The sequence below is a fragment of the Pseudomonas sp. TYF_14 genome (genome assembly GCF_043105275.1).
Taxonomy (GTDB): Bacteria; Pseudomonadota; Gammaproteobacteria; order Pseudomonadales; family Pseudomonadaceae; genus Aquipseudomonas; species Aquipseudomonas alloputida.
Genome location: NZ_JBICLK010000016.1, coordinates 142,270 through 166,641, shown reverse-complemented (window position 1 = coordinate 166,641; position 24,372 = coordinate 142,270). Strand labels below are relative to the sequence as shown.

The following is a 24,372-nucleotide window of genomic DNA, read 5'->3' as shown; positions in this document are numbered from 1 at the left end:
CTTTACACAAGAGCTTCGCAAATATCGCATATCCGAATTCGCTGGGCTGTCCATCTGGACATTCCGGCAACAGAATTTCTTGACGACCATAGAGCATTGGAACCACCTGATCCCATCCCGAACTCAGTAGTGAAACGATGCATCGCCGATGGTAGTGTGGGGTTTCCCCATGTGAGAGTAGGTCATCGTCAAGATTCATTTCGCAAAACCCCTATCTGCGCACGCAGGTAGGGGTTTTGTCTTTGTGGGCTTAAAAATCCTGGCCTTGCCAATGCTCCTCCCTGTGATTGCGATACGCGGCCTCTCCTGCAGGCCCTTTTCCTATGCAAGCCAACAGCCCATGGCTATCATGCCTGCCTTATTCCAAGTCGAGACTGGCATGCTGAAGTTGTTGAATCTCCTCAAGGACGGTCGGTTCCATTCCGGAGAAGCTCTGGGGGCAGCCCTAGGGGTGAGTCGCAGCGCAGTTTGGAAACAGCTGCAGCATCTGGAAAGTGAGCTGAACCTCACCATTCACAAAGTTCGTGGGCGCGGTTACCAGTTGGCCGCGCCACTGGCGTTGCTTGAGGCGCAGGCAATCGCCGGATTCGCCGTGGGCGAACAGTGGCCGGTATTCATCCACGAAACCATCGATTCGACCAATGCCGAAGGCTTGCGCCTTGCCAGTGAAGGGCAGGCGGCTCCATTCCTGGTTCTGGCTGAGCGCCAGAGCGCCGGACGCGGTCGGCGCGGCCGGCAGTGGGTCAGCCCATTTGCTGAAAATCTCTATTACAGCCTGGTCCTGCGCGTCGATGGAGGCATGCGTCAGCTCGAGGGGTTGAGCTTGGTAGTGGGGTTGGCGGTAATGCGCACCTTGCAGGCGTTCGGTGTAAAGGATGTCGGGCTCAAATGGCCTAACGATGTGTTGGTACGTGGGCAGAAGATCACCGGGATTCTCCTGGAATTGGTAGGCGATCCTGCAGATGTCTGTCATGTGGTGCTAGGCATTGGTATCAATGTAAACATGCAGGTGAACGAACAGGTCGATCAGCAGTGGACTTCTATGCGGCGTGAGGTTGGTGCAGCCATAGATCGCAATCACTTGGTCGCGCTGCTCAGTCAGCAGCTACAGCACGAATTGGCGCGTCATCGTCGCTACGGCTTTGCCGCATTCCAGGAGGAGTGGGAGCAGGCGCACTTGTGGCAGGGGCGCAATGTATCGCTGGTTGCTGGTAGTACACGTATTGATGGCGTGGTTCTTGGCGTCGACGGGCAGGGTGGTTTGCGCCTTGAGGTGGACGGGATGGAAAAGAGCTTCAGTGGTGGTGAGCTCAGTTTGAGGTTGCGTGATGATTCTTGAGCTCGATTGCGGTAACAGCTTCATCAAGTGGCGGGTGATCCATGTTGCCGATGCTGTGATTGAAGGTGGTGGGATCGTCGATTCCGATCAGGCGCTGGTGGCGGAAGTGGCTGCGCTCGCTTCAGTGCGTCTCACGGGTTGCCGTATTGTCAGTGTGCGCAGCGAAGAAGAGACCGATGCGCTTTGCGCGTTGATTGCTCAGGCATTTGCCGTGCAGGCGAAGGTTGCCCACCCTGTCCGTGAAATGGCAGGTGTGCGCAATGGCTATGACGACTATCAGCGCCTGGGTATGGATCGTTGGCTGGCGGCGTTGGGGGCATTTCACCTGGCCAAGGGCGCGTGCCTGGTGATTGACCTGGGTACCGCGGCAAAAGCGGACTTCGTTTCTGCAGATGGCGAGCATCTTGGGGGCTACATCTGCCCAGGTATGCCATTGATGCGTAGCCAGCTGCGCACTCACACCCGTCGGATCCGCTATGACGATGCCTCCGCGGAGCGCGCATTGAGCAGCTTGTCACCAGGTCGCTCGACTGTCGAAGCGGTAGAGCGCGGTTGCGTATTGATGCTCCAGGGCTTTGCCTACACCCAGCTTGAGCAGGCTCGTGTGCTATGGGGTGAGGAGTTCACCGTGTTCCTCACTGGCGGTGATGCGCCACTGGTGAGGGCGGCCCTGCCACAGGCGCGGGTCGTGCCTGACCTGGTTTTCGTTGGCCTGGCAATGGCTTGTCCATTGGATTGAGGTGCCTATGCGCTGGTTGTTTCTGCTGTTACTGGTGCTCAACGTCTTTTATTACGTATGGCATCAGCAGGAAGCCCCGCTGAAGGTCAAGGAAGTCGCCCCGTTGTCGCTGTACAAGGGGAATCAGCAAGAAATCCGTCTGTTGCGTGAAACAGGTGTGTCGGCACCGCCCAAGCGTCGTGATGAATGCCTGGTGGTCGGTGGCGTGAAGGGGCAGGAGCAGTTGGATGCGCTGCGTCAACGCCTGCTGAGTCTGGATATTGCCACCTTGCCGGTATCAGGACAGCTGCCGGGGGCGGATGGTCGCTGGCTCAAGGTTGCTCCGGAAAGCGAGCGTTTGCTGGACCAAACGGTGCTCTTGGCTCTTTCCAATGATTTCAAAGACTTAAAACATAAAATTATTTTCTGCCAGGGTATTGCAACTGACGAATAGCTTGATAGAATGGCGCCCGCTTCACAGGGAACACCACTCAGGTGGTAGAACTGGAAGCGGTGTCAAAGCAGCTAAGTTTCAGATTTGATTGAAAAAATTTGAAAAAACGCTTGACACTAGGACGGCAGACAAATAGAATGCCGGCCACATCTGGAGGGATTCCCGAGCGGTCAAAGGGGACGGACTGTAAATCCGTTGCGAGAGCTTCGAAGGTTCGAATCCTTCTCCCTCCACCAGTTTTAGCGAGAGCCGCAAGCTCCGCGGGTATAGTTTAGTGGTAGAACCTCAGCCTTCCAAGCTGATGATGCGGGTTCGATTCCCGCTACCCGCTCCAAGTTTGCCGGATTTTGCACAAAGTGTTTCGCTCTTGTAGCTCAGTTGGTAGAGCACACCCTTGGTAAGGGTGAGGTCAGCGGTTCAAGTCCGCTCAAGAGCTCCATATAAACAAGGCAGATATGAAAATATCTGCCTTTGTTTTATCAGTGCAAGACTATTTCTTCTGCGGAGGATTGTATCGATGGCTAAGGAAAAGTTTGATCGTTCCCTTCCCCACGTTAACGTCGGCACTATCGGCCACGTTGACCACGGTAAGACCACTCTGACCGCAGCTCTGACTCGCGTTTGCTCCGAAGTTTTCGGTTCGGCAATCGTTGAGTTCGACAAGATCGACTCGGCTCCGGAAGAAAAAGCGCGCGGTATCACCATCAACACCGCTCACGTCGAGTACAACTCGACCATTCGTCACTACGCTCACGTTGACTGCCCAGGTCACGCTGACTACGTGAAGAACATGATCACCGGTGCTGCCCAGATGGACGGCGCGATCCTGGTTTGCTCGGCCGCCGATGGTCCGATGCCACAAACCCGTGAGCACATCCTGCTGTCCCGTCAGGTAGGCGTTCCGTACATCGTGGTCTTCCTGAACAAGGCTGACCTGGTAGACGACGCTGAGCTGCTGGAACTGGTCGAGATGGAGGTTCGCGACCTGCTGTCCACCTACGACTTCCCAGGCGACGACACTCCGATCATCATCGGTTCCGCTCGTATGGCGCTGGAAGGCAAAGACGACAACGAAATGGGCACTACCGCTGTCAAGAAGCTGGTAGAAACTCTGGACAGCTACATTCCTGAGCCAGTTCGTGCTATCGACCAGCCGTTCCTGATGCCGATCGAAGACGTGTTCTCGATCTCGGGTCGTGGTACCGTTGTTACCGGTCGTATCGAGCGTGGCATCGTCCGCGTTCAGGATCCGCTGGAAATCGTTGGTCTGCGTGACACCACCACCACCACCTGCACCGGTGTTGAGATGTTCCGCAAGCTGCTGGACGAAGGTCGTGCTGGCGAGAACTGCGGCGTTCTGCTGCGTGGTACCAAGCGTGACGACGTTGAGCGTGGCCAGGTTCTGGTCAAGCCAGGTTCGGTCAAGCCGCACACCAAGTTCACCGCAGAAGTCTACGTCCTGTCGAAGGAAGAAGGCGGTCGTCACACTCCGTTCTTCAAAGGCTACCGTCCACAGTTCTACTTCCGTACCACTGACGTGACCGGTAACTGCGAACTGCCGGAAGGCGTTGAAATGGTAATGCCAGGTGACAACATTCAGATGACTGTTACCCTGATCAAGACCATCGCAATGGAAGACGGTCTGCGCTTCGCTATCCGTGAAGGCGGTCGTACCGTCGGCGCCGGCGTCGTAGCAAAAATTATTGAATAAGTAGTTGATTTACTTGATCAGGCCGGTATAATGGCCGGCCTGATACAGCGTTACAGGTCAGTAGCTCAATTGGCAGAGCGACGGTCTCCAAAACCGTAGGTTGGGGGTTCGATTCCCTCCTGACCTGCCATTTCACCTCGGTGTGATGGCTTTCTTCTTACAGGATCCTCCTCGATGACCCCCAAAACTGAAGCCCAAGAATCGCGTTTTGATCTGTTCAAGTGGCTGGCTGTAGTGGCTTTGGTGGTTGTTGGTGTTGTGGGTAATCAATATTACTCCGGCTCTCCAATCCTGTATCGCGTTCTTGTACTTCTCGTCCTTGCTGCTGTCGCGGGCTTTGTAGCTCTGCAGACTGCGAAGGGCAAGTCGTTCTTTGCGCTGGCGAAGGAAGCTCGTACCGAGATTCGTAAAGTCGTGTGGCCGACCCGCCAGGAAACCACCCAGACCACGCTGATTGTCGTGGCTGTCGTGCTGGTTATGGCACTGCTGCTGTGGGGGCTCGACTCCCTGCTCGGCTGGGCGGTCTCCTTGATCGTTGGCTAAAGGTGTCCCGTGGCTAAGCGTTGGTATGTTGTGCATGCTTACTCGGGTTACGAGAAGCATGTAATGCGCTCCCTCATCGAGCGCGTCAAGCTGGCTGGCATGGAAGACGGTTTCGGCGAGATCTTGGTCCCGACCGAAGAAGTCGTCGAAATGCGCAACGGCCAGAAGCGCAAGAGTGAGCGTAAATTCTTCCCTGGCTATGTACTGGTCCAGATGGAGATGAATGAAGGGACTTGGCACTTGGTCAAGGACACCCCTCGCGTGATGGGCTTTATTGGCGGTACTGCTGACAAGCCTGCGCCGATTACCGATAAAGAAGCTGAGGCCATCCTGCGTCGCGTTGCTGACGGTAGCGATAAGCCGAAGCCCAAGACGCTGTTCGAGCCAGGTGAAGTGGTTCGAGTCATTGATGGTCCGTTCGCTGACTTCAATGGTAGTGTCGAAGAAGTTAACTACGAAAAGAGTCGCCTGCAGGTTGCGGTGCTCATTTTCGGTCGCTCTACTCCGGTGGAGCTCGAGTTCAGCCAGGTCGAAAAGGTCTAGGCGGACGAAGCATCCCATACCCCGCAGCCCTGTGTGCTGCGGGGTTTTGTCGTCACTGGGATAAAACGCAAGTCATCCGGGGAGCCATCAGGCGTTCGTACCCGATTTTGGAGTAGCTCATGGCTAAGAAGATTCAGGCTTACATCAAGCTGCAAGTTAAGGCCGGCCAGGCCAACCCAAGCCCACCCGTTGGTCCAGCACTGGGTCAACATGGTGTGAACATCATGGAATTCTGCAAGGCCTTCAACGCCCGTACCCAGGGTCAAGAAGCCGGCCTGCCGACTCCAGTGATCATCACTGTCTACAGCGACCGTAGCTTCACCTTCGAGACCAAGAGCACCCCTGCCTCGGTTCTGCTGAAGAAAGCTGCTGGCCTGACCAGTGGTTCGGCTCGCCCGAACACCGTTAAAGTCGGTACCGTTACCCGTGCTCAGCTGGAAGACATCGCGAAAGCCAAACAGGCTGACCTGACTGCCGCTGACCTGGACGCTGCTGTACGCACCATCGCTGGCTCTGCCCGCAGCATGGGCCTGAACGTGGAGGGTGTGTAATGGCTAAGCTGACCAAGCGCCAAAAGGCAATCGCCGAGAAAATCGAAGCAGGCAAGGCCTACAACTTCGAAGAAGCGGCAACTCTGCTGGCCTCGCTGCCTGCTGCCAAGTTCGTCGAGTCCTACGACATCGCCGTTAACCTCGGTGTTGACCCGCGTAAATCCGACCAGGTCGTACGTAGCGCTACCGTGCTGCCACACGGCACTGGCAAGACCGTTCGCGTTGCTGTCTTCACCCAGGGTCCAGCAGCTGAAGCTGCTCTGGCTGCCGGCGCTGATCGCGTAGGTATGGACGATCTGGCTGCCGAAATGAAAGGCGGCGACCTGAACTATGACGTCGTTATCGCATCGCCTGATGCCATGCGCGTTGTAGGTCAGCTGGGTCAGGTTCTGGGTCCTCGCGGCCTGATGCCTAACCCGAAAGTTGGTACCGTGACCCCAGACGTAGCCACTGCCGTGAAAAACGCCAAGGCTGGTCAGGTTCGCTACCGTACCGACAAAAACGGTATCATCCACACCTCCGTTGGCAAGATCGGCTTTGAAGCTGACAAGCTGAAGGAAAACGTTGAAGCCCTGATCGCTGACCTGAAGCGTATCAAGCCAGCTTCCTCGAAAGGTATCTACGTTAAGCGCGTTACCCTGAGCACCACCATGGGCCCAGGTCTGGTCATCGATCAGAGCTCGCTGAACGTGTAAGAACATGGCGGCGCGACCAGTCGCGCCGCCAGCAAAAATTGGGGTCCCTGCCTGGCGGGGGCTATCCAAGACCGTAGGCGGCGCAAGCCTTAAAACATCAGCCCACGCAGATGGTGCTCCCGATTCGTTACCGAATCAGACACCAAAACGACATCCGGCCTCGGCCAGATGAAACGGTAAAAACCAGGAGTAAACCCGTGGCAATTAAACTCGAAGACAAGAAGGCCATCGTCGCTGAAGTCAACGAGGCTGCCAAAGTCGCTCTGTCCGCTGTCGTGGCTGATGCCCGTGGTGTGACTGTAAGCGCAATGACCGGACTCCGTAAAGAGGCCCGCGAAGCTGGCGTATACGTACGTGTAGTGCGTAATACCCTGCTCAAGCGCGCTGTTGAAGGCACCGAATTCTCGATCCTCAACGACGCGTTCAAAGGCCCGACCCTGATTGCTTTCTCCAACGAACACCCGGGCGCTGCTGCTCGTCTGTTCAAAGAGTTCGCCAAGGGTCAGGACAAGTTCGAGATCAAGGCAGCTGCGTTTGACGGCAATTTCATTGCAGCGAACCAGATCGACGTGTTGGCTACCCTGCCGACCCGCGACGAAGCTATTGCACGACTGATGAGCGTTATTCAAGGCGCCACCAGCAAGCTGGCTCGTACTCTGGCAGCCATTCGCGACCAGAAAGAAGCTACCGCCGCCTAAGGCGCGCGAATTCTTTCAAAATCATACGTTTAATTTGATGGCTGCGTAGGCTGTCACCCCAATACAGGATTTAAGTCATGTCTCTGACTAACGAACAAATCATCGAAGCAATCGGCCAGAAAACCGTTCTGGAAGTTGTTGAGCTGATCAAAGCAATGGAAGAAACCTTCGGCGTTACCGCTGCTGTTGCCGCTGCTGGCCCAGCTGCTGCTGCTGCCGTTGTTGAAGAGCAGACCGAGTTCAACGTTGTTCTGGTTGAAGCCGGCGACAAGAAAGTGAACGTGATCAAGGCCGTTCGCGAACTGACCGGTCTGGGCCTGAAAGAAGCCAAAGAGAAAGTCGATGGCGCTCCTCAGGTTGTAGCTGAAGGCGTTTCGAAAGAAGCCGCTGAAGACGCTAAGAAGAAGCTGGAAGAAGCAGGCGCTAAAGTCGAGCTGAAGTAATCTCGACCTTGCGATGCCAGCCTGAGCGTTGAGCGAAAGGCTGATGGCTGGTGGCTTATGCCACCGGCCTTTTTCCGTTATTGGTGGCCGGTCAGGCCGGTCCCGATAACGAGCTGCAAGACACCCATGTGGGTGGCGCAAACCAAGGGGTTTGCACGATTTTCTGGCTGCTCCCGCCGGGAGAAGCCAAACAAGCAGGTGACCAAGCTGGGGAACGCTGATGGCTTACTCATACACTGAGAAAAAACGTATCCGCAAGGACTTTAGCAAGTTGCCGGACGTCATGGATGTGCCTTACCTCCTGGCCATCCAGCTGGATTCGTATCGCGAATTCCTGCAAGCGGGAGCATCCAAGGATCACTTCCGCGACGTCGGCCTGCACGCGGCCTTCAAATCGGTATTCCCGATCATCAGCTACTCCGGCAATGCTGCCCTGGAGTACGTAGGCTATCGCCTGGGCGAACCCGCCTTCGATGTGAAGGAATGTGTCCTGCGTGGCGTGACCTTCGCGGTCCCACTGCGGGTCAAGGTGCGCCTGATCATCTTCGACAAGGAATCGTCGAACAAAGCGATCAAGGACATCAAAGAGCAAGAAGTCTACATGGGTGAAATCCCCCTGATGACTGAGAACGGTACCTTCGTTATCAACGGTACCGAGCGTGTGATCGTTTCCCAGCTGCACCGTTCGCCTGGTGTGTTCTTCGACCACGACCGTGGCAAGACCCACAGCTCGGGCAAGCTGCTGTACTCCGCTCGCATCATCCCTTACCGCGGTTCCTGGCTGGACTTCGAGTTCGACCCGAAGGACTGCGTGTTCGTGCGTATCGACCGTCGCCGCAAACTGCCGGCCTCGGTGCTGCTGCGCGCCCTGGGTTACAGCACTGAAGAAGTGCTGAACACCTTCTACACCACCAACGTGTTCCACATTTCCGGCGAAAAACTCAGCCTGGAACTGGTACCGCAGCGTCTGCGTGGTGAAGTTGCAGTCATGGACATCCATGACGAAACCGGCAAAGTCATCGTCGAGCAAGGCCGCCGTATTACCGCGCGCCACATCAACCAGCTCGAGAAGGCCGGCGTCAAGCAACTGGACGTTCCAATGGAATACGTCCTGGGCCGCACTACCGCCAAGGCTATCGTGCATCCGGCTACCGGCGAAATTCTCGCCGAATGCAACACCGAGATGACTACCGAGCTGCTGATCAAGGTCGCCAAGGCGCAGGTTGTCCGTATCGAGACCCTGTACACCAACGACATCGATTGCGGTCCGTTCATCTCTGACACTCTGAAGATCGACACCACCAGCAACCAACTGGAAGCGCTGGTCGAGATCTACCGCATGATGCGTCCAGGCGAGCCGCCAACCAAGGACGCAGCCGAGACCCTGTTCAACAACCTGTTCTTCAGTGCCGAGCGTTACGATCTGTCCGCCGTAGGCCGCATGAAGTTCAACCGTCGTATCGGTCGTACCGAGATCGAGGGTTCGGGCGTGCTGAGCAAGGAAGACATCGTCGAGGTTCTGAAGACCCTGGTCGATATCCGTAACGGCAAAGGCATCGTCGACGACATCGACCACCTGGGTAACCGTCGCGTACGTTGCGTCGGCGAGATGGCCGAGAACCAGTTCCGCGTTGGCCTGGTGCGTGTCGAGCGCGCGGTCAAGGAACGCCTGTCGATGGCGGAAAGCGAAGGCCTGATGCCGCAAGACCTGATCAACGCCAAGCCGGTAGCGGCAGCGGTGAAAGAGTTCTTCGGTTCCAGCCAGCTGTCCCAGTTCATGGACCAGAACAACCCTCTCTCGGAGATTACCCACAAGCGCCGTGTCTCCGCACTCGGCCCTGGCGGTCTGACCCGTGAGCGTGCCGGCTTCGAAGTCCGTGACGTACACCCGACCCACTATGGCCGTGTGTGCCCGATCGAGACCCCTGAAGGTCCGAACATCGGTCTGATCAACTCCCTGGCGGCCTATGCCCGCACCAACCAGTACGGCTTCCTGGAAAGCCCGTACCGCGTGGTGAAGGAAGGCGTTGTCAGCGACGACATCGTGTTCCTGTCGGCAATCGAAGAGGCAGATCACGTCATCGCACAGGCTTCGGCCGCGATGAACGACAAGAAGCAACTGATCGATGAGCTGGTAGCAGTTCGTCACCTGAACGAATTCACCGTCAAGGCGCCGGAAGACGTCACCCTGATGGACGTTTCGCCGAAGCAGGTTGTTTCCGTTGCAGCGTCGCTGATTCCGTTCCTCGAGCACGACGACGCCAACCGTGCGTTGATGGGTTCGAACATGCAGCGTCAGGCTGTACCGACCCTGCGTGCCGACAAGCCGCTGGTAGGTACCGGCATGGAGCGCAACGTTGCCCGTGACTCCGGTGTCTGCGTGGTTGCTCGCCGCGGTGGTGTGATCGACTCGGTCGACGCCAGCCGTATCGTTGTTCGCGTTGCCGACGACGAAGTGGAAACCGGCGAAGCGGGTGTGGATATCTACAACCTGACCAAGTACACCCGTTCGAACCAGAACACCTGCATCAACCAGCGTCCGCTGGTGAGCAAGGGTGACAAGGTTCAGCGTGGTGACATCATGGCCGACGGCCCGTCCACCGACATGGGTGAGCTGGCTCTGGGTCAGAACATGCGCATCGCGTTCATGGCGTGGAACGGCTTCAACTTCGAAGACTCCATCTGCCTGTCCGAGCGTGTTGTTCAGGAAGATCGCTTCACCACCATCCACATTCAGGAACTGACCTGTGTGGCGCGTGACACCAAGCTCGGCCCAGAGGAAATCACTGCGGACATCCCGAACGTGGGTGAAGCCGCACTGAACAAGCTGGACGAAGCCGGTATCGTTTACGTAGGTGCTGAAGTTGGCGCTGGCGACATCCTGGTTGGCAAGGTCACGCCAAAAGGCGAAACCCAGCTGACTCCGGAAGAAAAACTGCTGCGCGCAATCTTCGGTGAGAAGGCCAGCGACGTTAAGGACACCTCCCTGCGTGTGCCAACCGGCACCAAGGGTACTGTCATCGACGTACAGGTCTTCACCCGTGATGGCGTGGAGCGCGATAGCCGCGCGCTGGCCATCGAGAAGATGCAGCTCGACGAGATCCGCAAGGACCTCAACGAAGAGTTCCGCATTGTTGAAGGTGCGACCTTCGAGCGTCTGCGTTCTGCCCTGAACGGCCAGGTAGTTGATGGTGGTGCGGGCCTGAAGAAAGGCACCGTGATCACTGACGAGGTGCTGGACGGTCTGGAGCACGGCCAGTGGTTCAAACTGCGCATGGCTGAAGATGCACTGAACGAGCAGCTGGAAAAGGCTCAGCAGTACATCGTCGACCGTCGCCGTCTGCTGGACGACAAGTTCGAAGACAAGAAGCGCAAGCTGCAGCAGGGCGATGACCTGGCACCGGGCGTACTGAAGATCGTCAAGGTTTACCTTGCAATCCGCCGCCGCATCCAGCCGGGTGACAAGATGGCCGGTCGTCACGGTAACAAGGGTGTCGTCTCGGTCATCATGCCGGTTGAAGACATGCCGCACGATGCCAACGGTACTCCGGTTGACGTCGTACTGAACCCGCTGGGTGTACCTTCGCGTATGAACGTTGGTCAGATCCTTGAAACCCACCTGGGCCTCGCGGCCAAGGGTCTGGGCGAGAAGATCGACCGCATGCTCGAAGAGCAGCGTAAAGCCGCTGAGCTGCGCGTGTTCCTGACCGAGGTCTACAACGAGATCGGCGGTCGTCAGGAAAACCTCGACGAGTTCACCGACGAAGAAATCCTGGCCCTGGCTAACAACCTGAAGAAAGGCGTGCCTATGGCTACCCCGGTCTTCGATGGTGCCAAGGAGCGCGAGATCAAGGCCATGCTGAAGCTGGCCGACCTGCCAGAGAGCGGCCAGATGGTGCTGTTCGATGGCCGTACCGGCAACAAGTTCGAGCGTCCTGTGACCGTTGGTTACATGTACATGCTCAAGCTGAACCACTTGGTGGACGACAAGATGCACGCGCGTTCCACTGGTTCCTACAGCCTGGTTACCCAGCAGCCGCTGGGTGGTAAGGCGCAGTTCGGTGGTCAGCGTTTCGGGGAGATGGAAGTGTGGGCGCTGGAAGCATACGGCGCGGCATACACCCTGCAAGAAATGCTCACAGTGAAGTCGGACGACGTGAACGGCCGTACCAAGATGTACAAGAACATCGTGGATGGCGATCACCGTATGGAGCCGGGCATGCCCGAGTCCTTCAACGTGTTGATCAAAGAGATCCGTTCGCTCGGTATCGATATCGATCTGGAAACCGAATAACACGTGACGCGAAGGGGAGTGGGGCAGGTAATGCCCGCTCCCTGCTCCGCCAGGAGGAAAGGCCTTGAAAGACCTACTGAATTTGCTGAAAAACCAGGGTCAAGTCGAAGAGTTCGACGCCATCCGCATCGGTCTGGCGTCGCCTGAAATGATCCGTTCGTGGTCGTTCGGTGAAGTTAAGAAGCCGGAAACCATCAACTACCGTACGTTCAAGCCTGAGCGTGACGGCCTGTTCTGCGCCAAGATCTTTGGCCCAGTCAAGGACTACGAGTGCCTGTGCGGCAAGTACAAGCGCCTCAAGCACCGCGGCGTAATCTGCGAGAAGTGCGGCGTTGAAGTTGCCCTGGCGAAGGTTCGTCGTGAGCGCATGGCGCACATCGAGCTGGCCTCGCCGGTTGCCCACATCTGGTTCCTGAAGTCGCTGCCGTCCCGTATCGGCCTGCTGATGGACATGACCCTGCGTGATATCGAGCGCGTGCTCTACTTCGAGAGCTATGTCGTTATCGACCCGGGCATGACTACCCTGGAAAAGGGCCAGCTGCTGAACGACGAGCAGTACTTCGAAGCGCTGGAAGAGTTCGGTGACGACTTCGATGCCCGTATGGGTGCCGAGGCTGTCCGCGAGCTGCTGCACGCTATCGACCTGGAGCACGAGATCGGCCGCCTGCGCGAAGAAATTCCGCAGACCAACTCGGAAACCAAGATCAAGAAGCTTTCCAAGCGTCTGAAGCTGATGGAAGCTTTCCAGGGCTCGGGCAACCTGCCTGAGTGGATGGTCCTGACCGTCCTGCCAGTGCTGCCGCCGGACCTGCGTCCGCTGGTTCCGCTGGATGGTGGCCGTTTCGCGACTTCCGACCTGAACGACCTGTATCGCCGGGTGATCAACCGTAACAACCGTCTGAAGCGCCTGCTGGATCTGTCGGCGCCGGACATCATCGTGCGCAACGAAAAGCGCATGCTGCAGGAAGCGGTTGACGCTCTGCTGGACAACGGCCGTCGTGGTCGCGCCATCACTGGCTCGAACAAGCGTCCGCTGAAGTCCCTGGCCGACATGATCAAAGGTAAGCAAGGTCGTTTCCGTCAGAACTTGCTCGGTAAGCGTGTTGACTACTCCGGCCGTTCGGTAATTACCGTAGGTCCGACCCTGCGTCTGCACCAGTGCGGTCTGCCGAAGAAGATGGCCCTCGAGCTGTTCAAGCCGTTCATTTTCGGCAAGCTGGAAATGCGTGGTCTGGCGACCACCATCAAGGCTGCCAAGAAGATGGTCGAGCGCGAGCTGCCAGAGGTGTGGGACGTTCTCGCTGAAGTGATTCGCGAACACCCCGTACTGCTCAACCGTGCACCGACCCTTCACCGTCTGGGTATCCAGGCGTTTGAACCCGTACTGATCGAAGGTAAGGCTATTCAGCTGCACCCGCTGGTCTGTGCTGCGTACAACGCCGACTTCGACGGTGACCAGATGGCCGTTCACGTGCCGCTGACCCTGGAAGCCCAGCTCGAAGCGCGTGCGCTGATGATGTCGACCAACAACATCCTGTCGCCAGCCAACGGTGAGCCAATCATCGTTCCGTCGCAGGACGTTGTACTGGGTCTGTACTACATGACCCGGGAAGCCATCAATGCCAAGGGCGAAGGTCGCGTGTTCGCCGACCTGCAGGAAGTCGACCGCGTATTCCGCGCCGGCGAAGCCGCCCTGCACGCGAAAATCAAGGTTCGTATCAACGAAACCGTGAAAGAGCGTGATGGCTCGGTGGTCAAGAACACCCGCATCGTTGACACCACCGTCGGCCGTGCGCTGCTGTTCCAGGTTGTGCCGGCAGGTCTGCCGTATGACGTGGTCAACCAGCCGATGAAGAAAAAGGCGATCTCCAAGCTGATCAACCAGTGCTACCGCGTGGTTGGTCTGAAAGAGACCGTTATCTTCGCCGACCAACTGATGTACACCGGTTTCGCATACTCGACCATTTCCGGCGTTTCCATCGGTGTTAACGACTTCGTTATCCCGGACGAGAAAGCCCGCATCATCGGTAACGCTACCGACGAAGTGAAGGAAATCGAGAGCCAGTACGCCTCCGGCCTGGTAACCCAGGGCGAGAAGTACAACAAGGTCATCGACTTGTGGTCGAAGGCGAACGACGAAGTGTCCAAGGCGATGATGGCCAACCTCTCGAAAGAGAAGGTCATCGACCGCGAAGGCAAGGAAGTCGAGCAAGAGTCCTTCAACTCGATGTACATGATGGCTGACTCGGGTGCGCGGGGTTCCGCAGCCCAGATCCGTCAGCTGGCCGGTATGCGTGGTCTGATGGCCAAGCCGGACGGTTCCATCATCGAGACGCCGATCACCGCGAACTTCCGTGAAGGTCTGAGCGTACTTCAGTACTTCATCTCGACTCACGGTGCTCGTAAGGGTCTGGCGGATACCGCACTGAAAACCGCTAACTCCGGTTACCTGACTCGTCGTCTGGTGGACGTTGCCCAGGATCTGGTAGTGACCGAGATCGACTGCGGCACCGATCAGGGCCTGGTGATGACGCCACACATCGAAGGCGGCGACGTTGTAGAGCCACTGGGTGAGCGTGTATTGGGTCGTGTCATCGCCCGTGACGTATTCAAGCCAGGCACCGAGGACGTTATCGTTCCGGCCGGTACCTTGGTCGACGAGCAGTGGGTCGAGTTCATCGAGCTGAACAGCATCGACGAAGTGATCGTGCGTTCGCCGATCAACTGCGAAACCCGCTACGGCATTTGCGCCAAGTGCTACGGTCGTGATCTGGCTCGTGGTCACCAGGTGAACATCGGTGAGGCTGTCGGCGTTATCGCTGCCCAGTCGATCGGTGAGCCGGGTACCCAGCTGACCATGCGTACGTTCCACATCGGTGGTGCTGCAAGCCGTACCTCGGCTGCCGACAGCGTCCAGGTTAAGAATGGCGGTATGGTGCGTCTGCACAACCTGAAGCAGGTTGAGCGTGCCGACGGTAACCTGGTTGCCGTATCGCGTTCGGGTGAGTTGGCGATTGCTGACGAGTTCGGTCGTGAGCGTGAGCGCTACAAGCTGCCTTACGGTGCGGTGATTTCGGTCAAGGAAGGTGAAAAGGTCGAAGCTGGCGCCATCGTCGCCAAGTGGGACCCACACACCCACCCGATCGTTACCGAGCTGAAAGGTACCGTGACCTTCGTGGGCATGGAAGAAAACATCACCATCAAGCGTCAGACCGACGAACTGACCGGCTTGACCAACATTGAAGTACTGGACGTCAAGGATCGCCCTGCCGCAGGCAAGGAAATCCGTCCGGCAATCAAGATGGTCGATGCTGCAGGCAAGGATCTGTACCTGCCAGGTACTGACGTACCTGCCCAGTACTTCCTGCCGGCCAACGCCCTTGTCGGTGTGGCTGACGGTGCTCAGATCGGTGTTGGTGACGTTATCGCGCGTATCCCGCAAGAGACGTCGAAGACCCGTGACATTACCGGTGGTCTGCCACGCGTTGCCGACCTGTTCGAAGCGCGTCGTCCGAAAGAAGCCTCGATTCTGGCTGAAGTCAGCGGCACCATCGCATTCGGTAAAGAGACCAAGGGCAAGCGTCGCCTGGTGATCACTCCGACCGACGGTAGCGAACCGTACGAAGAGCTGATTCCGAAGTGGCGCCACCTGAACGTCTTCGAAGGTGAACAGGTAAACCGCGGTGAAGTTATCTCCGACGGCCCGAGCGATCCGCATGACATCCTGCGTCTGCTGGGTGTGAGTGCGCTGGCGAAGTACATCGTCAACGAGATCCAGGACGTTTACCGTCTGCAAGGCGTGAAGATCAACGACAAGCACATCGAGACCATTCTGCGTCAGATGCTGCGCAAGGTTGAGATCTCCGAGTCGGGCGATTCCAGCTTCATCAAGGGCGACCAGATGGAACTGACCCAGGTGCTGGTAGAGAACGAGCGTCTCGCTAGCGAGGACAAGTTCATCTCCAAGTTCACCCGAGTGCTGCTGGGTATCACCAAGGCCTCGCTGTCCACCGAGTCGTTCATCTCCGCGGCTTCCTTCCAGGAAACAACCCGCGTACTGACCGAAGCGGCGGTAACCGGCAAGCGCGACTACCTGCGCGGCCTGAAAGAGAACGTGGTCGTGGGTCGTCTGATCCCGGCCGGTACTGGTCTGGCCTACCACAGCGAGCGCAAGCGTCGCCGTGATGCCGACAAACCGCTGCGTGTAAGCGCCAGTGAAGTGGAAGCTGCACTGACCGAAGCGCTGAATTCCAGCGGTAATTAAGTACAGGGCAAGGCCCCGGCAAGCCTCGGGCGATCATCGGCGACATGAAATGTTGCCGATGATCGGGCGGGGAGGGCCGGGGCCTCGTCTTGACTGGGTGCAAGATCCTCTTTAGACTTTTGTACCCTTAAATTTGGTGAGGCTCCGTCTCGCCAATTTTTGGCTTTCTTGCAAGACAATAGAGTCGCAAGACAATCAGTGGAGCTAGTAGATGGCAACTATCAACCAGCTGGTACGTCAGCCGCGTAAGCGTTCGGTCGAGAAGTCCGACGTTCCTGCGCTGCAGAACTGCCCGCAGCGTCGTGGCGTGTGCACCCGTGTGTACACCACCACGCCGAAAAAACCTAACTCGGCACTGCGTAAAGTATGCCGTGTGCGTCTGACCAACGGTTTCGAGGTTTCCTCGTACATCGGTGGTGAAGGCCACAACCTGCAAGAGCACAGCGTCGTCCTGATTCGTGGCGGCCGTGTAAAAGACTTGCCAGGTGTTCGTTACCACACCGTTCGCGGCTCTCTGGATACTTCGGGCGTTAAAGGCCGTAACCAGGGTCGTTCGAAGTACGGTACCAAGCGTCCGAAGTAATCGGTCGTTTGCAGACATCCATTTTTTTGAGTCGATAAGAGTAAGGTCGGGCAGGGGTCGAAGACCCACGTCCCGGGCTAACCTGAAGACCGTTTGAGGGCTTATCATGCCAAGACGTCGTGTAGCAGCAAAACGTGAGATCCTTGACGATCCGAAGTACGGATCCCAGATTCTCGCGAAGTTCATGAACCACGTGATGGAAAGCGGCAAGAAGGCCGTAGCCGAGCGCATCGTTTACGGTGCCCTGGATACCGTCAAAGCACGCAAGAACAGCGACCCCCTGGAAATCTTCGAGAAAGCTCTCGACGCCATCGCTCCGCTGGTCGAAGTAAAGTCCCGTCGTGTCGGCGGTGCCACTTACCAGGTCCCGGTTGAAGTTCGTCCATCCCGTCGTAACGCTCTGGCAATGCGCTGGCTCGTAGACTACGCCCGCAAGCGCGGCGAGAAGTCGATGGCTCTGCGTCTGGCCGGCGAACTGCTGGATGCTGCCGAAGGCAAGGGTGCTGCAGTCAAGAAGCGTGAAGACGTTCACCGTATGGCTGAAGCCAACAAAGCGTTCTCGCACTACCGCTTCTAATTCAAGCATCAATCTTTTTGCGAGGGCTTTATGGCTCGTACTACAGCAATTAACCGCTACCGTAACATTGGTATCTGTGCCCACGTTGACGCGGGCAAGACCACCACTACCGAGCGGATCCTGTTCTACACAGGTCTGAGCCACAAAATGGGCGAGGTGCATGACGGCGCCGCGACCACCGACTGGATGGTGCAGGAGCAGGAGCGGGGTATCACCATTACCTCCGCTGCCGTTACCACCTTCTGGAAAGGTTCCCGTGGTCAGTATGACAACTACCGCGTAAACGTTATCGATACCCCTGGCCACGTTGACTTCACCATTGAAGTAGAGCGTTCGCTGCGTGTACTCGACGGCGCGGTCGTTGTGTTCTGTGGCACCTCCGGCGTTGAGCCGCAGTCCGAAACCGTATGGCGTCAGGCCAACAAGTACGGCGTTCCGCGTGTTGTCTACGTGAACAAGATGGACCGTGCTGGTGCAAACTTCCTGCGCGTCGTAGGTCAGATCAAGAACCGTCTGGGTCACACTCCGGTTCCTGTTCAGCTGGCCATCGGTTCGGAAGATAACTTCCAGGGTCAGGTTGACCTGATCAAGATGAAGGCTATCTACTGGAACGACGACGACAAGGGTACTACCTACCGCGAGGAAGAAATTCCTGCGGATATGGTCGAGCTGGCTAACGAATGGCGCAACAACATGGTTGAAGCCGCCGCCGAAGCCACCGAAGAGCTGATGAACAAGTACCTTGAAGAAGGTGAGCTGTCCGTCGAAGAGATCAAGGCAGGCCTGCGCGCGCGCACCCTGGCCAGCGAGATCGTTCCGGCTGTCTGCGGTTCGTCGTTCAAGAACAAGGGTGTTCCCCTGGTTCTCGACGCCGTTATCGACTTCCTGCCAGCTCCGACCGAGATCCCTGCGATCAAGGGTATCCACCCTGACCTGATCGACGTGCCTAAGGACGAAGTCAAGCCAGAGCAGTTCGACGAGCGTCATGCTGACGACGACGAGCCGTTCTCGGCCCTGGCCTTCAAGATTGCCACCGACCCGTTCGTTGGTACTCTGACCTTCGTTCGCGTTTACTCGGGCTTCCTGACCTCCGGTGACTCCGTCATCAACTCGGTCAAAGGCAAGAAAGAGCGCGTTGGTCGTATGGTCCAGATGCACGCCAACCAGCGTGAAGAGATCAAAGAAGTACGTGCAGGCGACATCGCTGCTCTGATCGGCATGAAGGACGTCACTACTGGTGATACCCTGTGCAACGCCGACAAGCCGATCATCCTTGAGCGTATGGACTTCCCTGAGCCTGTGATTTCGCTCTCTGTAGAGCCGAAAACCAAGCAGGACCAGGAGAAGATGGGTATCGCACTGGGCAAGCTGGCTCAGGAAGACCCATCGTTCCGCGTCAAGACCGATGAAGAAACCGGTCAGACCATCATCTCCGGTATGGGTGAGCTGCACCTGGACATCCTCGTTGACCGCATGAAGCGCGAATTCAACGTCGAAGCCAACATCGGCAAGCCGCAGGTTTCGTACCGCGAGAAGATCACCAAATCCAACGTCGAGATCGAAGGCAAGTTCGTTCGTCAGTCGGGTGGTCGTGGTCAGTTCGGTCACTGCTGGGTTCGCTTCTCCGAGCCGGACGTGGACGACAAGGGCAACATCACAGAAGGTCTGGTGTTCTCCAACGAAGTCGTTGGTGGTGTGATTCCTAAGGAATACATCCCTGCGATCCAGAAGGGTATCGAAGAGCAGATGAAAAACGGCGTTGTTGCCGGTTATCCTCTGATCGGCCTGAAGGCCGCGGTATTCGACGGTTCGTACCACGACGTCGACTCCAACGAAATGGCGTTCAAGATCGCTGCTTCGATGGCGACCAAGCAACTGGCCCAGAAGGGCGGTGGCGTGGTTCTCGAGCCGATCATGAAAGTCGAAGTTGTAACCCCGGAAGACTACCTGGGTGACGTGATGGGTGACCTGAACCGTCGTCGTGGTCTGGTCCAGGGTATGGATGAGTCGGTCTCTGGCCGTGTCGTCCGTGCTGAAGTACCGCTCGGAGAGATGTTCGGTTACGCAACCGACGTTCGTTCCATGTCTCAGGGTCGCGCAAGCTACTCCATGGAATTCTCCAAATACGCCGAAGCTCCGTCGAACATCGTCGAAGCACTCGTTAAAAAACAAGGCTAATCCCCTTTAGGCAAGAGGTTCACTGTCGTGGCTAAAGAAAAATTTGATCGTTCCCTTCCCCACGTTAACGTCGGCACCATCGGCCACGTTGACCACGGTAAGACCACTCTGACCGCAGCTCTGACTCGCGTCTGCTCCGAAGTTTTCGGTTCGGCAGTCGTTGAGTTCGACAAGATCGACTCGGCTCCGGAAGAAAAAGCGCGCGGTATCACCATCAACACCGCTCACGTCGAGTACAACTCGAACATTCGTCACTACGCTCACGTTGACTGCCCAGGTCACGCTGACTACGTGAAGAACATGATCACCGGTGCTGCCCAGATGGACGGCGCGATCCTGGTTTGCTCGGCCGCCGATGGTCCGATGCCGCAAACCCGTGAGCACATCCTGCTGTCCCGTCAGGTAGGCGTTCCGTACATCGTGGTCTTCCTGAACAAGGCTGACCTGGTAGACGACGCTGAGCTGCTGGAACTGGTCGAGATGGAAGTTCGCGACCTGCTTTCCACCTACGACTTCCCAGGCGACGACACTCCGATCATCATCGGTTCGGCTCGTATGGCCCTGGAAGGCAAAGACGACAACGAAATGGGCACTACCGCTGTCAAGAAGCTGGTAGAAACTCTGGATGCCTACATCCCTGAGCCAGTTCGTGCCGTCGACCAGCCGTTCCTGATGCCGATCGAAGACGTATTCTCGATCTCGGGTCGTGGTACCGTTGTTACCGGTCGTATCGAGCGTGGTATCGTCCGCGTTCAGGATCCGCTGGAAATCGTTGGTCTGCGTGACACCACCACCACCACCTGCACCGGTGTTGAGATGTTCCGCAAGCTGCTGGACGAAGGTCGTGCTGGCGAGAACTGCGGCGTTCTGCTGCGTGGTACCAAGCGTGACGACGTTGAGCGTGGCCAGGTTCTGGTCAAGCCAGGTTCGGTCAAGCCGCACACCAAGTTCACCGCAGAAGTCTACGTCCTGTCGAAGGAAGAAGGCGGCCGTCACACTCCGTTCTTCAAAGGCTACCGTCCACAGTTCTACTTCCGTACCACTGACGTGACCGGTAACTGCGAACTGCCGGAAGGCGTTGAAATGGTAATGCCAGGTGACAACATTCAGATGACTGTTACCCTGATCAAGACCATCGCAATGGAAGACGGTCTGCGCTTCGCTATCCGTGAAGGCGGTCGTACCGTCGGCGCCGGCGTTGTGGCCAAAATCATCGAGTAATCACTCGACCGATTGAAAAAACCCCCGCTCAGCGGGGGTTTTTTTTATTGGGTTGACACTAATTGGGGGCGTCTATAGAATCACGCCTCCTTTTAGCGGGCGTAGTGCGTCCGTTGGGAACAGCCTGGAGTCTGAAATCCAATGCAAAATCAGCAAATCCGTATCAGGTTGAAGGCTTTCGACCATCGCCTGATCGACCAATCCACCCAGGAAATCGTGGAAACCGCGAAACGTACTGGTGCACAAGTGCGTGGTCCAATTCCACTGCCTACCCGCAAAGAGCGTTTCACCGTTCTGGTCTCCCCGCACGTCAACAAAGACGCGCGTGACCAGTACGAGATTCGCACTCATAAGCGTGTTCTGGACATCGTCCAGCCAACGGATAAAACCGTTGACGCGCTGATGAAGCTTGATCTGGCGGCAGGTGTGGAAGTACAGATCAGCCTCGGCTAAGACTTCGGTCTAGTCGTGTAACGCTCTGAAATGGGCGGCCATAGCGGGTGAAAGCCCCGTACACTCATGAGGTTTACAACATGACTATTGGTGTAATCGGTCGCAAGTGCGGTATGACCCGCATTTTCACCGAAGAAGGTGTCTCCATTCCGGTCACGGTCATTGAGATCGAGCCGAATCGCGTCACCCAGTTCAAAACTGAAGAAACCGATGGCTACCGTGCAGTGCAAGTCACTGTCGGCGAGCGTCGTGCTTCGCGTGTGACTGCCGCTCAGGCAGGCCACTTCGCCAAGGCCAACGTTGCCGCTGGTCGCGGTGTTTGGGAGTTCCGTCTTGAAGAAGGCGATTTCCAGGCTGGCGATCTGATCAAAGCTGAACTCTTCACTGCAGGCCAGCTGGTAGACGTTACTGGTCAGTCCAAAGGTAAAGGCTTCGCCGGTACCATCAAGCGCTGGAACTTCCGTGGTCAGGACAACACCCACGGTAACTCCGTGTCGCACCGTGTTCCTGGTTCCATCGGCCAGTGCCAGACTCCTGGTCGTGTGTTCAAGGGCAAGAAAATGTCCGGTCACATGGGCGCCGAGCGCGTGACTGTTCAGTCCCTGGAAGTAGTTCGCGTAGACGCTGAACGCAACCTGCTGCTGATCAAGGGTGCCGTACCTGGCGCTACTGGCGGCGACGTGGTTGTACGTCCAGCTGTCAAGGCTCGCGGTTAAGGGGAAACTGACATGCAACTTAATGTAAATGACGCTCAGGCGATCGAAGTTTCCGAACTGACTTTCGGTGGCGAATTCAACGAGACGCTGGTTCACCAAGCAGTCGTGGCCTACATGGCCGGCGGCCGTCAGGGCACCAAGCAGCAGAAGACCCGTTCCGACGTGGCTGGTGGCGGTAAGCGCCCATGGCGTCAGAAGGGTACTGGCCGTGCTCGTGCTGGTACCACTCGTGGTCCGATCTGGCGTGGCGGTGGTGTAACCTTCGCAGCTCGCCCTCAAGATCACTCGCAAAAGCTCAACAAGAAGATGTATCGCGCAGCTCTGCGCTCCATCCTCGCTGAGCTGGTGCGTAGCGACCGTCTGGTCGTGGTTCAGGACTTCGCTGTTGAAGCACCGAAAACCAAAGATCTGCTGAACAAGCTGAACGGCATGGGTCTGAGCGATGTACTGATCGTTTCCGACGCTGTTGATCAGAACCTGTACCTGGCTGCTCGTAACCTGCCGCACGTCGACGTACGTGACGTACAAGGTTCCGACCCGGTCAGTCTGATCGCATACGAGAAAGTGTTGATCACTGTCTCGGCCGTGAAGAAATTCGAGGAGCTGCTGGGATGAACCAGGAACGCGTATTCAAAGTCCTCCTTGGCCCGCACGTTTCCGAGAAGGCTACCGTTCTGGCTGAGAAAAAAGGCCAGTTCGTATTCAAGGTTGCTACTGATGCAACCAAGCTGGAAATCAAGAAAGCTGTCGAAGGCCTGTTCAACGTAAAAGTTGAAAACGTGTCGACTGTTAACGTTCTGGGTAAAACCAAGCGTACCGCACGTGGTCTGGGCAAGCGTAATGACTGGAAGAAGGCGATCGTCTCCCTTCAGCCAGGCCAAGATCTCGATTTCAGCAGCAGTGCTGAGTAAGGAAGGGGTGCATCATGGCAATCGTTAAATGCAAACCGACTTCCCCTGGCCGCCGTTTCGTGGTCAAGGTGGTCAACAAGGAGCTGCACAAAGGCGCTCCTCACGCACCGCTGATCGAGAAAAAATCGAAGTCTGGTGGTCGTAACAACAATGGCCGCATTACCACTCGTCACGTTGGTGGTGGTCACAAGCAGCATTACCGTCTGGTCGACTTCCGTCGCAACGACAAAGATGGCATTCCAGCCACTGTCGAGCGTATCGAATACGATCCAAACCGTACTGCTCACATCGCCCTGCTGTGCTACGCAGACGGTGAGCGTCGCTACATCATCGCGCCTAAAGGCGTGAGCGCTGGCGACCAGCTGATCGCAGGTGCCCTGGCCCCAATCAAGGCCGGTAACTCCCTGCAGCTGCGCAACATTCCAGTAGGTAGCACCATTCACGGCATCGAACTGAAGCCGGGTAAAGGTGCTCAGATCGCTCGTTCCGCTGGTGCTTCGGCTCAGCTGATCGCTCGCGAAGGTGTCTACGTGACCCTGCGTCTGCGCTCTGGTGAAATGCGTAAAGTCCTGGCTGAGTGCCGTGCGACCCTGGGCGAAGTCTCGAACTCCGAGCACAGCCTGCGTTCGCTGGGTAAAGCTGGTGCCAAACGCTGGCGCGGCGTTCGCCCAACCGTTCGTGGTGTTGCCATGAACCCGGTTGACCACCCACACGGTGGTGGTGAAGGTCGTACCTCCGGTGGTCGTCATCCGGTATCGCCATGGGGCTTCCCAACCAAGGGTGCTAAAACCCGTGGTAATAAGCGTACCGACAACATGATCGTCCGTCGTCGCAAGTAACTAGAGGGATACGACAGTGCCACGTTCTCTGAAAAAAGGTCCTTTTATCGATCTTCACCTGTTGAAGAAGGTCGAAGTGGCGGTGGAGAAGAACGATCGCAAGCCAGTTAAAACCTGGTCGCGCCGTTCGATGATCCTGCCACAAATGGTCGGTCTGACCATCGCGGTTCACAACGGTCGCCAGCATGTTCCAGTTCTCGTGAACGAAGACATGGTCGGCCACAAACTGGGCGAGTTCGCCGGTACCCGCACCTATCGCGGGCACGTGGCTGACAAGAAAGCCAAGCGTTAAGGGGTAAGGAAATGGAAGTAGCCGCTAAGTTGTCGGGCGCTCGCATCTCCGCCCAGAAAGCCCGCTTGGTCGCCGACCAGATCCGCGGGAAGAAGGTGGGCGAAGCGCTCAACCTGTTGGCCTTCAGCAGCAAAAAAGCCGCTGAAATCATGAAGAAAGTCCTCGAGTCGGCCGTAGCCAACGCCGAACACAACGAAGGCGCAGACGTTGATGACCTGAAGGTCTCCACCGTCTTCGTCAACGAAGGGCGTTCGCTGAAGCGCATCATGCCACGTGCCAAAGGCCGTGCTGATCGCATCGTCAAGCGGTCTTGCCATATCACTGTCAAGGTTGCGGACAAGTAACGGAG

The 24,372-nt window shown here is 57.1% G+C and carries 23 protein-coding genes, 4 tRNA genes and 1 rRNA gene; all 28 read left to right on the top strand.

Features of this window, described 5'->3' with window-relative positions; genetic code table 11:
- Positions 1 to 78: 78 nt before the first annotated feature.
- The 28 genes from rrf to rplV all read left to right on the top strand — a co-directional run bounded on the left by rrf (position 79) and on the right by rplV (position 24,367).
- Positions 79 to 194, top strand: a 5S ribosomal RNA gene (rrf, locus tag ACF8O8_RS05235).
- A 185-nt stretch (positions 195 to 379) separates the two neighbouring features.
- Positions 380 to 1,339: a bifunctional biotin--[acetyl-CoA-carboxylase] ligase/biotin operon repressor BirA gene (gene birA / locus ACF8O8_RS05230; protein WP_010951770.1), complete on the top strand. Its 960-nt coding sequence runs from the start codon at positions 380 to 382 to the stop codon at positions 1,337 to 1,339.
- Positions 1,329 to 2,078: a pantothenate kinase gene (locus tag ACF8O8_RS05225; RefSeq protein ID WP_010951771.1), complete on the top strand. Its 750-nt coding sequence runs from the start codon at positions 1,329 to 1,331 to the stop codon at positions 2,076 to 2,078. The genes birA and ACF8O8_RS05225 overlap by 11 nt, the downstream gene beginning before the upstream one ends.
- 7 nt (positions 2,079 to 2,085) lie before the next feature.
- A complete protein-coding gene (locus ACF8O8_RS05220; RefSeq protein WP_014589472.1) occupies positions 2,086 to 2,511 on the top strand; it encodes a hypothetical protein in 426 nt (141 codons plus the stop codon).
- A 152-nt stretch (positions 2,512 to 2,663) separates the two neighbouring features.
- A tRNA-Tyr gene (locus ACF8O8_RS05215) sits at positions 2,664 to 2,747 on the top strand.
- A gap of 24 nt (positions 2,748 to 2,771) precedes the next feature.
- Positions 2,772 to 2,845 (top strand) — tRNA-Gly (locus ACF8O8_RS05210).
- 29 nt (positions 2,846 to 2,874) lie between these two features.
- A tRNA-Thr gene (locus tag ACF8O8_RS05205) sits at positions 2,875 to 2,950 on the top strand.
- A 78-nt stretch (positions 2,951 to 3,028) separates the two neighbouring features.
- Positions 3,029 to 4,222 (top strand): elongation factor Tu, encoded by a 1,194-nt coding sequence (gene tuf / locus ACF8O8_RS05200; RefSeq protein ID WP_003255489.1) that lies wholly within the window; start codon positions 3,029 to 3,031, stop codon positions 4,220 to 4,222.
- 54 nt (positions 4,223 to 4,276) lie between these two features.
- A tRNA-Trp gene (locus ACF8O8_RS05195) sits at positions 4,277 to 4,352 on the top strand.
- Between the two features lie 44 nt (positions 4,353 to 4,396).
- Positions 4,397 to 4,765 carry a preprotein translocase subunit SecE gene (gene secE, locus ACF8O8_RS05190; protein WP_010951773.1) on the top strand — a complete coding sequence of 123 codons (369 nt, stop codon included), beginning with the start codon at positions 4,397 to 4,399 and terminating at the stop codon, positions 4,763 to 4,765.
- A 9-nt stretch (positions 4,766 to 4,774) separates the two neighbouring features.
- Entirely contained in the window at positions 4,775 to 5,308 is a 534-nt protein-coding gene (nusG, locus tag ACF8O8_RS05185) for a transcription termination/antitermination protein NusG (protein WP_003255501.1), read from the top strand.
- 119 nt (positions 5,309 to 5,427) lie between these two features.
- A complete protein-coding gene (gene rplK, locus ACF8O8_RS05180) occupies positions 5,428 to 5,859 on the top strand; it encodes a 50S ribosomal protein L11 (RefSeq protein ID WP_003255500.1) in 432 nt (143 codons plus the stop codon).
- Positions 5,859 to 6,554, top strand: coding sequence for a 50S ribosomal protein L1 (rplA, locus tag ACF8O8_RS05175; RefSeq protein ID WP_003255499.1), 696 nt, complete (start codon positions 5,859 to 5,861; stop codon positions 6,552 to 6,554). The genes rplK and rplA overlap by 1 nt, the downstream gene beginning before the upstream one ends.
- A gap of 197 nt (positions 6,555 to 6,751) precedes the next feature.
- A complete protein-coding gene (gene rplJ, locus ACF8O8_RS05170) occupies positions 6,752 to 7,252 on the top strand; it encodes a 50S ribosomal protein L10 (protein ID WP_003255497.1) in 501 nt (166 codons plus the stop codon).
- A 77-nt stretch (positions 7,253 to 7,329) separates the two neighbouring features.
- Positions 7,330 to 7,695: a 50S ribosomal protein L7/L12 gene (rplL, locus tag ACF8O8_RS05165; RefSeq protein ID WP_003255496.1), complete on the top strand. Its 366-nt coding sequence runs from the start codon at positions 7,330 to 7,332 to the stop codon at positions 7,693 to 7,695.
- A 220-nt stretch (positions 7,696 to 7,915) separates the two neighbouring features.
- Positions 7,916 to 11,989, top strand: a complete 4,074-nt coding sequence (gene rpoB, locus ACF8O8_RS05160) for a DNA-directed RNA polymerase subunit beta (RefSeq protein ID WP_003255495.1) — start codon at positions 7,916 to 7,918, stop codon at positions 11,987 to 11,989.
- A 64-nt stretch (positions 11,990 to 12,053) separates the two neighbouring features.
- Positions 12,054 to 16,253: a DNA-directed RNA polymerase subunit beta' gene (rpoC, locus tag ACF8O8_RS05155; RefSeq protein WP_010951774.1), complete on the top strand. Its 4,200-nt coding sequence runs from the start codon at positions 12,054 to 12,056 to the stop codon at positions 16,251 to 16,253.
- Positions 16,254 to 16,464: 211 nt separating this feature from the next.
- Positions 16,465 to 16,836 (top strand): 30S ribosomal protein S12, encoded by a 372-nt coding sequence (rpsL, locus tag ACF8O8_RS05150; protein WP_003255492.1) that lies wholly within the window; start codon positions 16,465 to 16,467, stop codon positions 16,834 to 16,836.
- A 106-nt stretch (positions 16,837 to 16,942) separates the two neighbouring features.
- The gene (gene rpsG / locus ACF8O8_RS05145) at positions 16,943 to 17,413 is read left to right on the top strand and encodes a 30S ribosomal protein S7 (protein WP_003246741.1); all 471 of its coding nucleotides are present in this window, start codon (positions 16,943 to 16,945) and stop codon (positions 17,411 to 17,413) included.
- A 30-nt stretch (positions 17,414 to 17,443) separates the two neighbouring features.
- Complete coding sequence (fusA, locus tag ACF8O8_RS05140) at positions 17,444 to 19,591, top strand: elongation factor G (protein ID WP_003255490.1); 2,148 nt, start codon at positions 17,444 to 17,446, stop codon at positions 19,589 to 19,591.
- A 27-nt stretch (positions 19,592 to 19,618) separates the two neighbouring features.
- Positions 19,619 to 20,812: an elongation factor Tu gene (tuf, locus tag ACF8O8_RS05135; RefSeq protein ID WP_013970626.1), complete on the top strand. Its 1,194-nt coding sequence runs from the start codon at positions 19,619 to 19,621 to the stop codon at positions 20,810 to 20,812.
- A gap of 141 nt (positions 20,813 to 20,953) precedes the next feature.
- A complete protein-coding gene (gene rpsJ / locus ACF8O8_RS05130) occupies positions 20,954 to 21,265 on the top strand; it encodes a 30S ribosomal protein S10 (RefSeq protein ID WP_003186070.1) in 312 nt (103 codons plus the stop codon).
- A gap of 80 nt (positions 21,266 to 21,345) precedes the next feature.
- Positions 21,346 to 21,981 carry a 50S ribosomal protein L3 gene (rplC, locus tag ACF8O8_RS05125; protein ID WP_003255486.1) on the top strand — a complete coding sequence of 212 codons (636 nt, stop codon included), beginning with the start codon at positions 21,346 to 21,348 and terminating at the stop codon, positions 21,979 to 21,981.
- A gap of 12 nt (positions 21,982 to 21,993) precedes the next feature.
- Entirely contained in the window at positions 21,994 to 22,596 is a 603-nt protein-coding gene (rplD, locus tag ACF8O8_RS05120) for a 50S ribosomal protein L4 (RefSeq protein WP_003255485.1), read from the top strand.
- Positions 22,593 to 22,892, top strand: a complete 300-nt coding sequence (rplW, locus tag ACF8O8_RS05115; RefSeq protein WP_003255484.1) for a 50S ribosomal protein L23 — start codon at positions 22,593 to 22,595, stop codon at positions 22,890 to 22,892. The genes rplD and rplW overlap by 4 nt, the downstream gene beginning before the upstream one ends.
- Positions 22,893 to 22,906: 14 nt before the next feature.
- On the top strand, positions 22,907 to 23,731 hold the full coding sequence (rplB, locus tag ACF8O8_RS05110) for a 50S ribosomal protein L2 (RefSeq protein ID WP_003255483.1): 825 nt from the start codon (positions 22,907 to 22,909) through the stop codon (positions 23,729 to 23,731).
- 16 nt (positions 23,732 to 23,747) lie between these two features.
- Complete coding sequence (gene rpsS, locus ACF8O8_RS05105) at positions 23,748 to 24,023, top strand: 30S ribosomal protein S19 (protein ID WP_003255482.1); 276 nt, start codon at positions 23,748 to 23,750, stop codon at positions 24,021 to 24,023.
- An 11-nt stretch (positions 24,024 to 24,034) separates the two neighbouring features.
- On the top strand, positions 24,035 to 24,367 hold the full coding sequence (gene rplV / locus ACF8O8_RS05100) for a 50S ribosomal protein L22 (RefSeq protein ID WP_003103908.1): 333 nt from the start codon (positions 24,035 to 24,037) through the stop codon (positions 24,365 to 24,367).
- Positions 24,368 to 24,372: the final 5 nt, after the last annotated feature.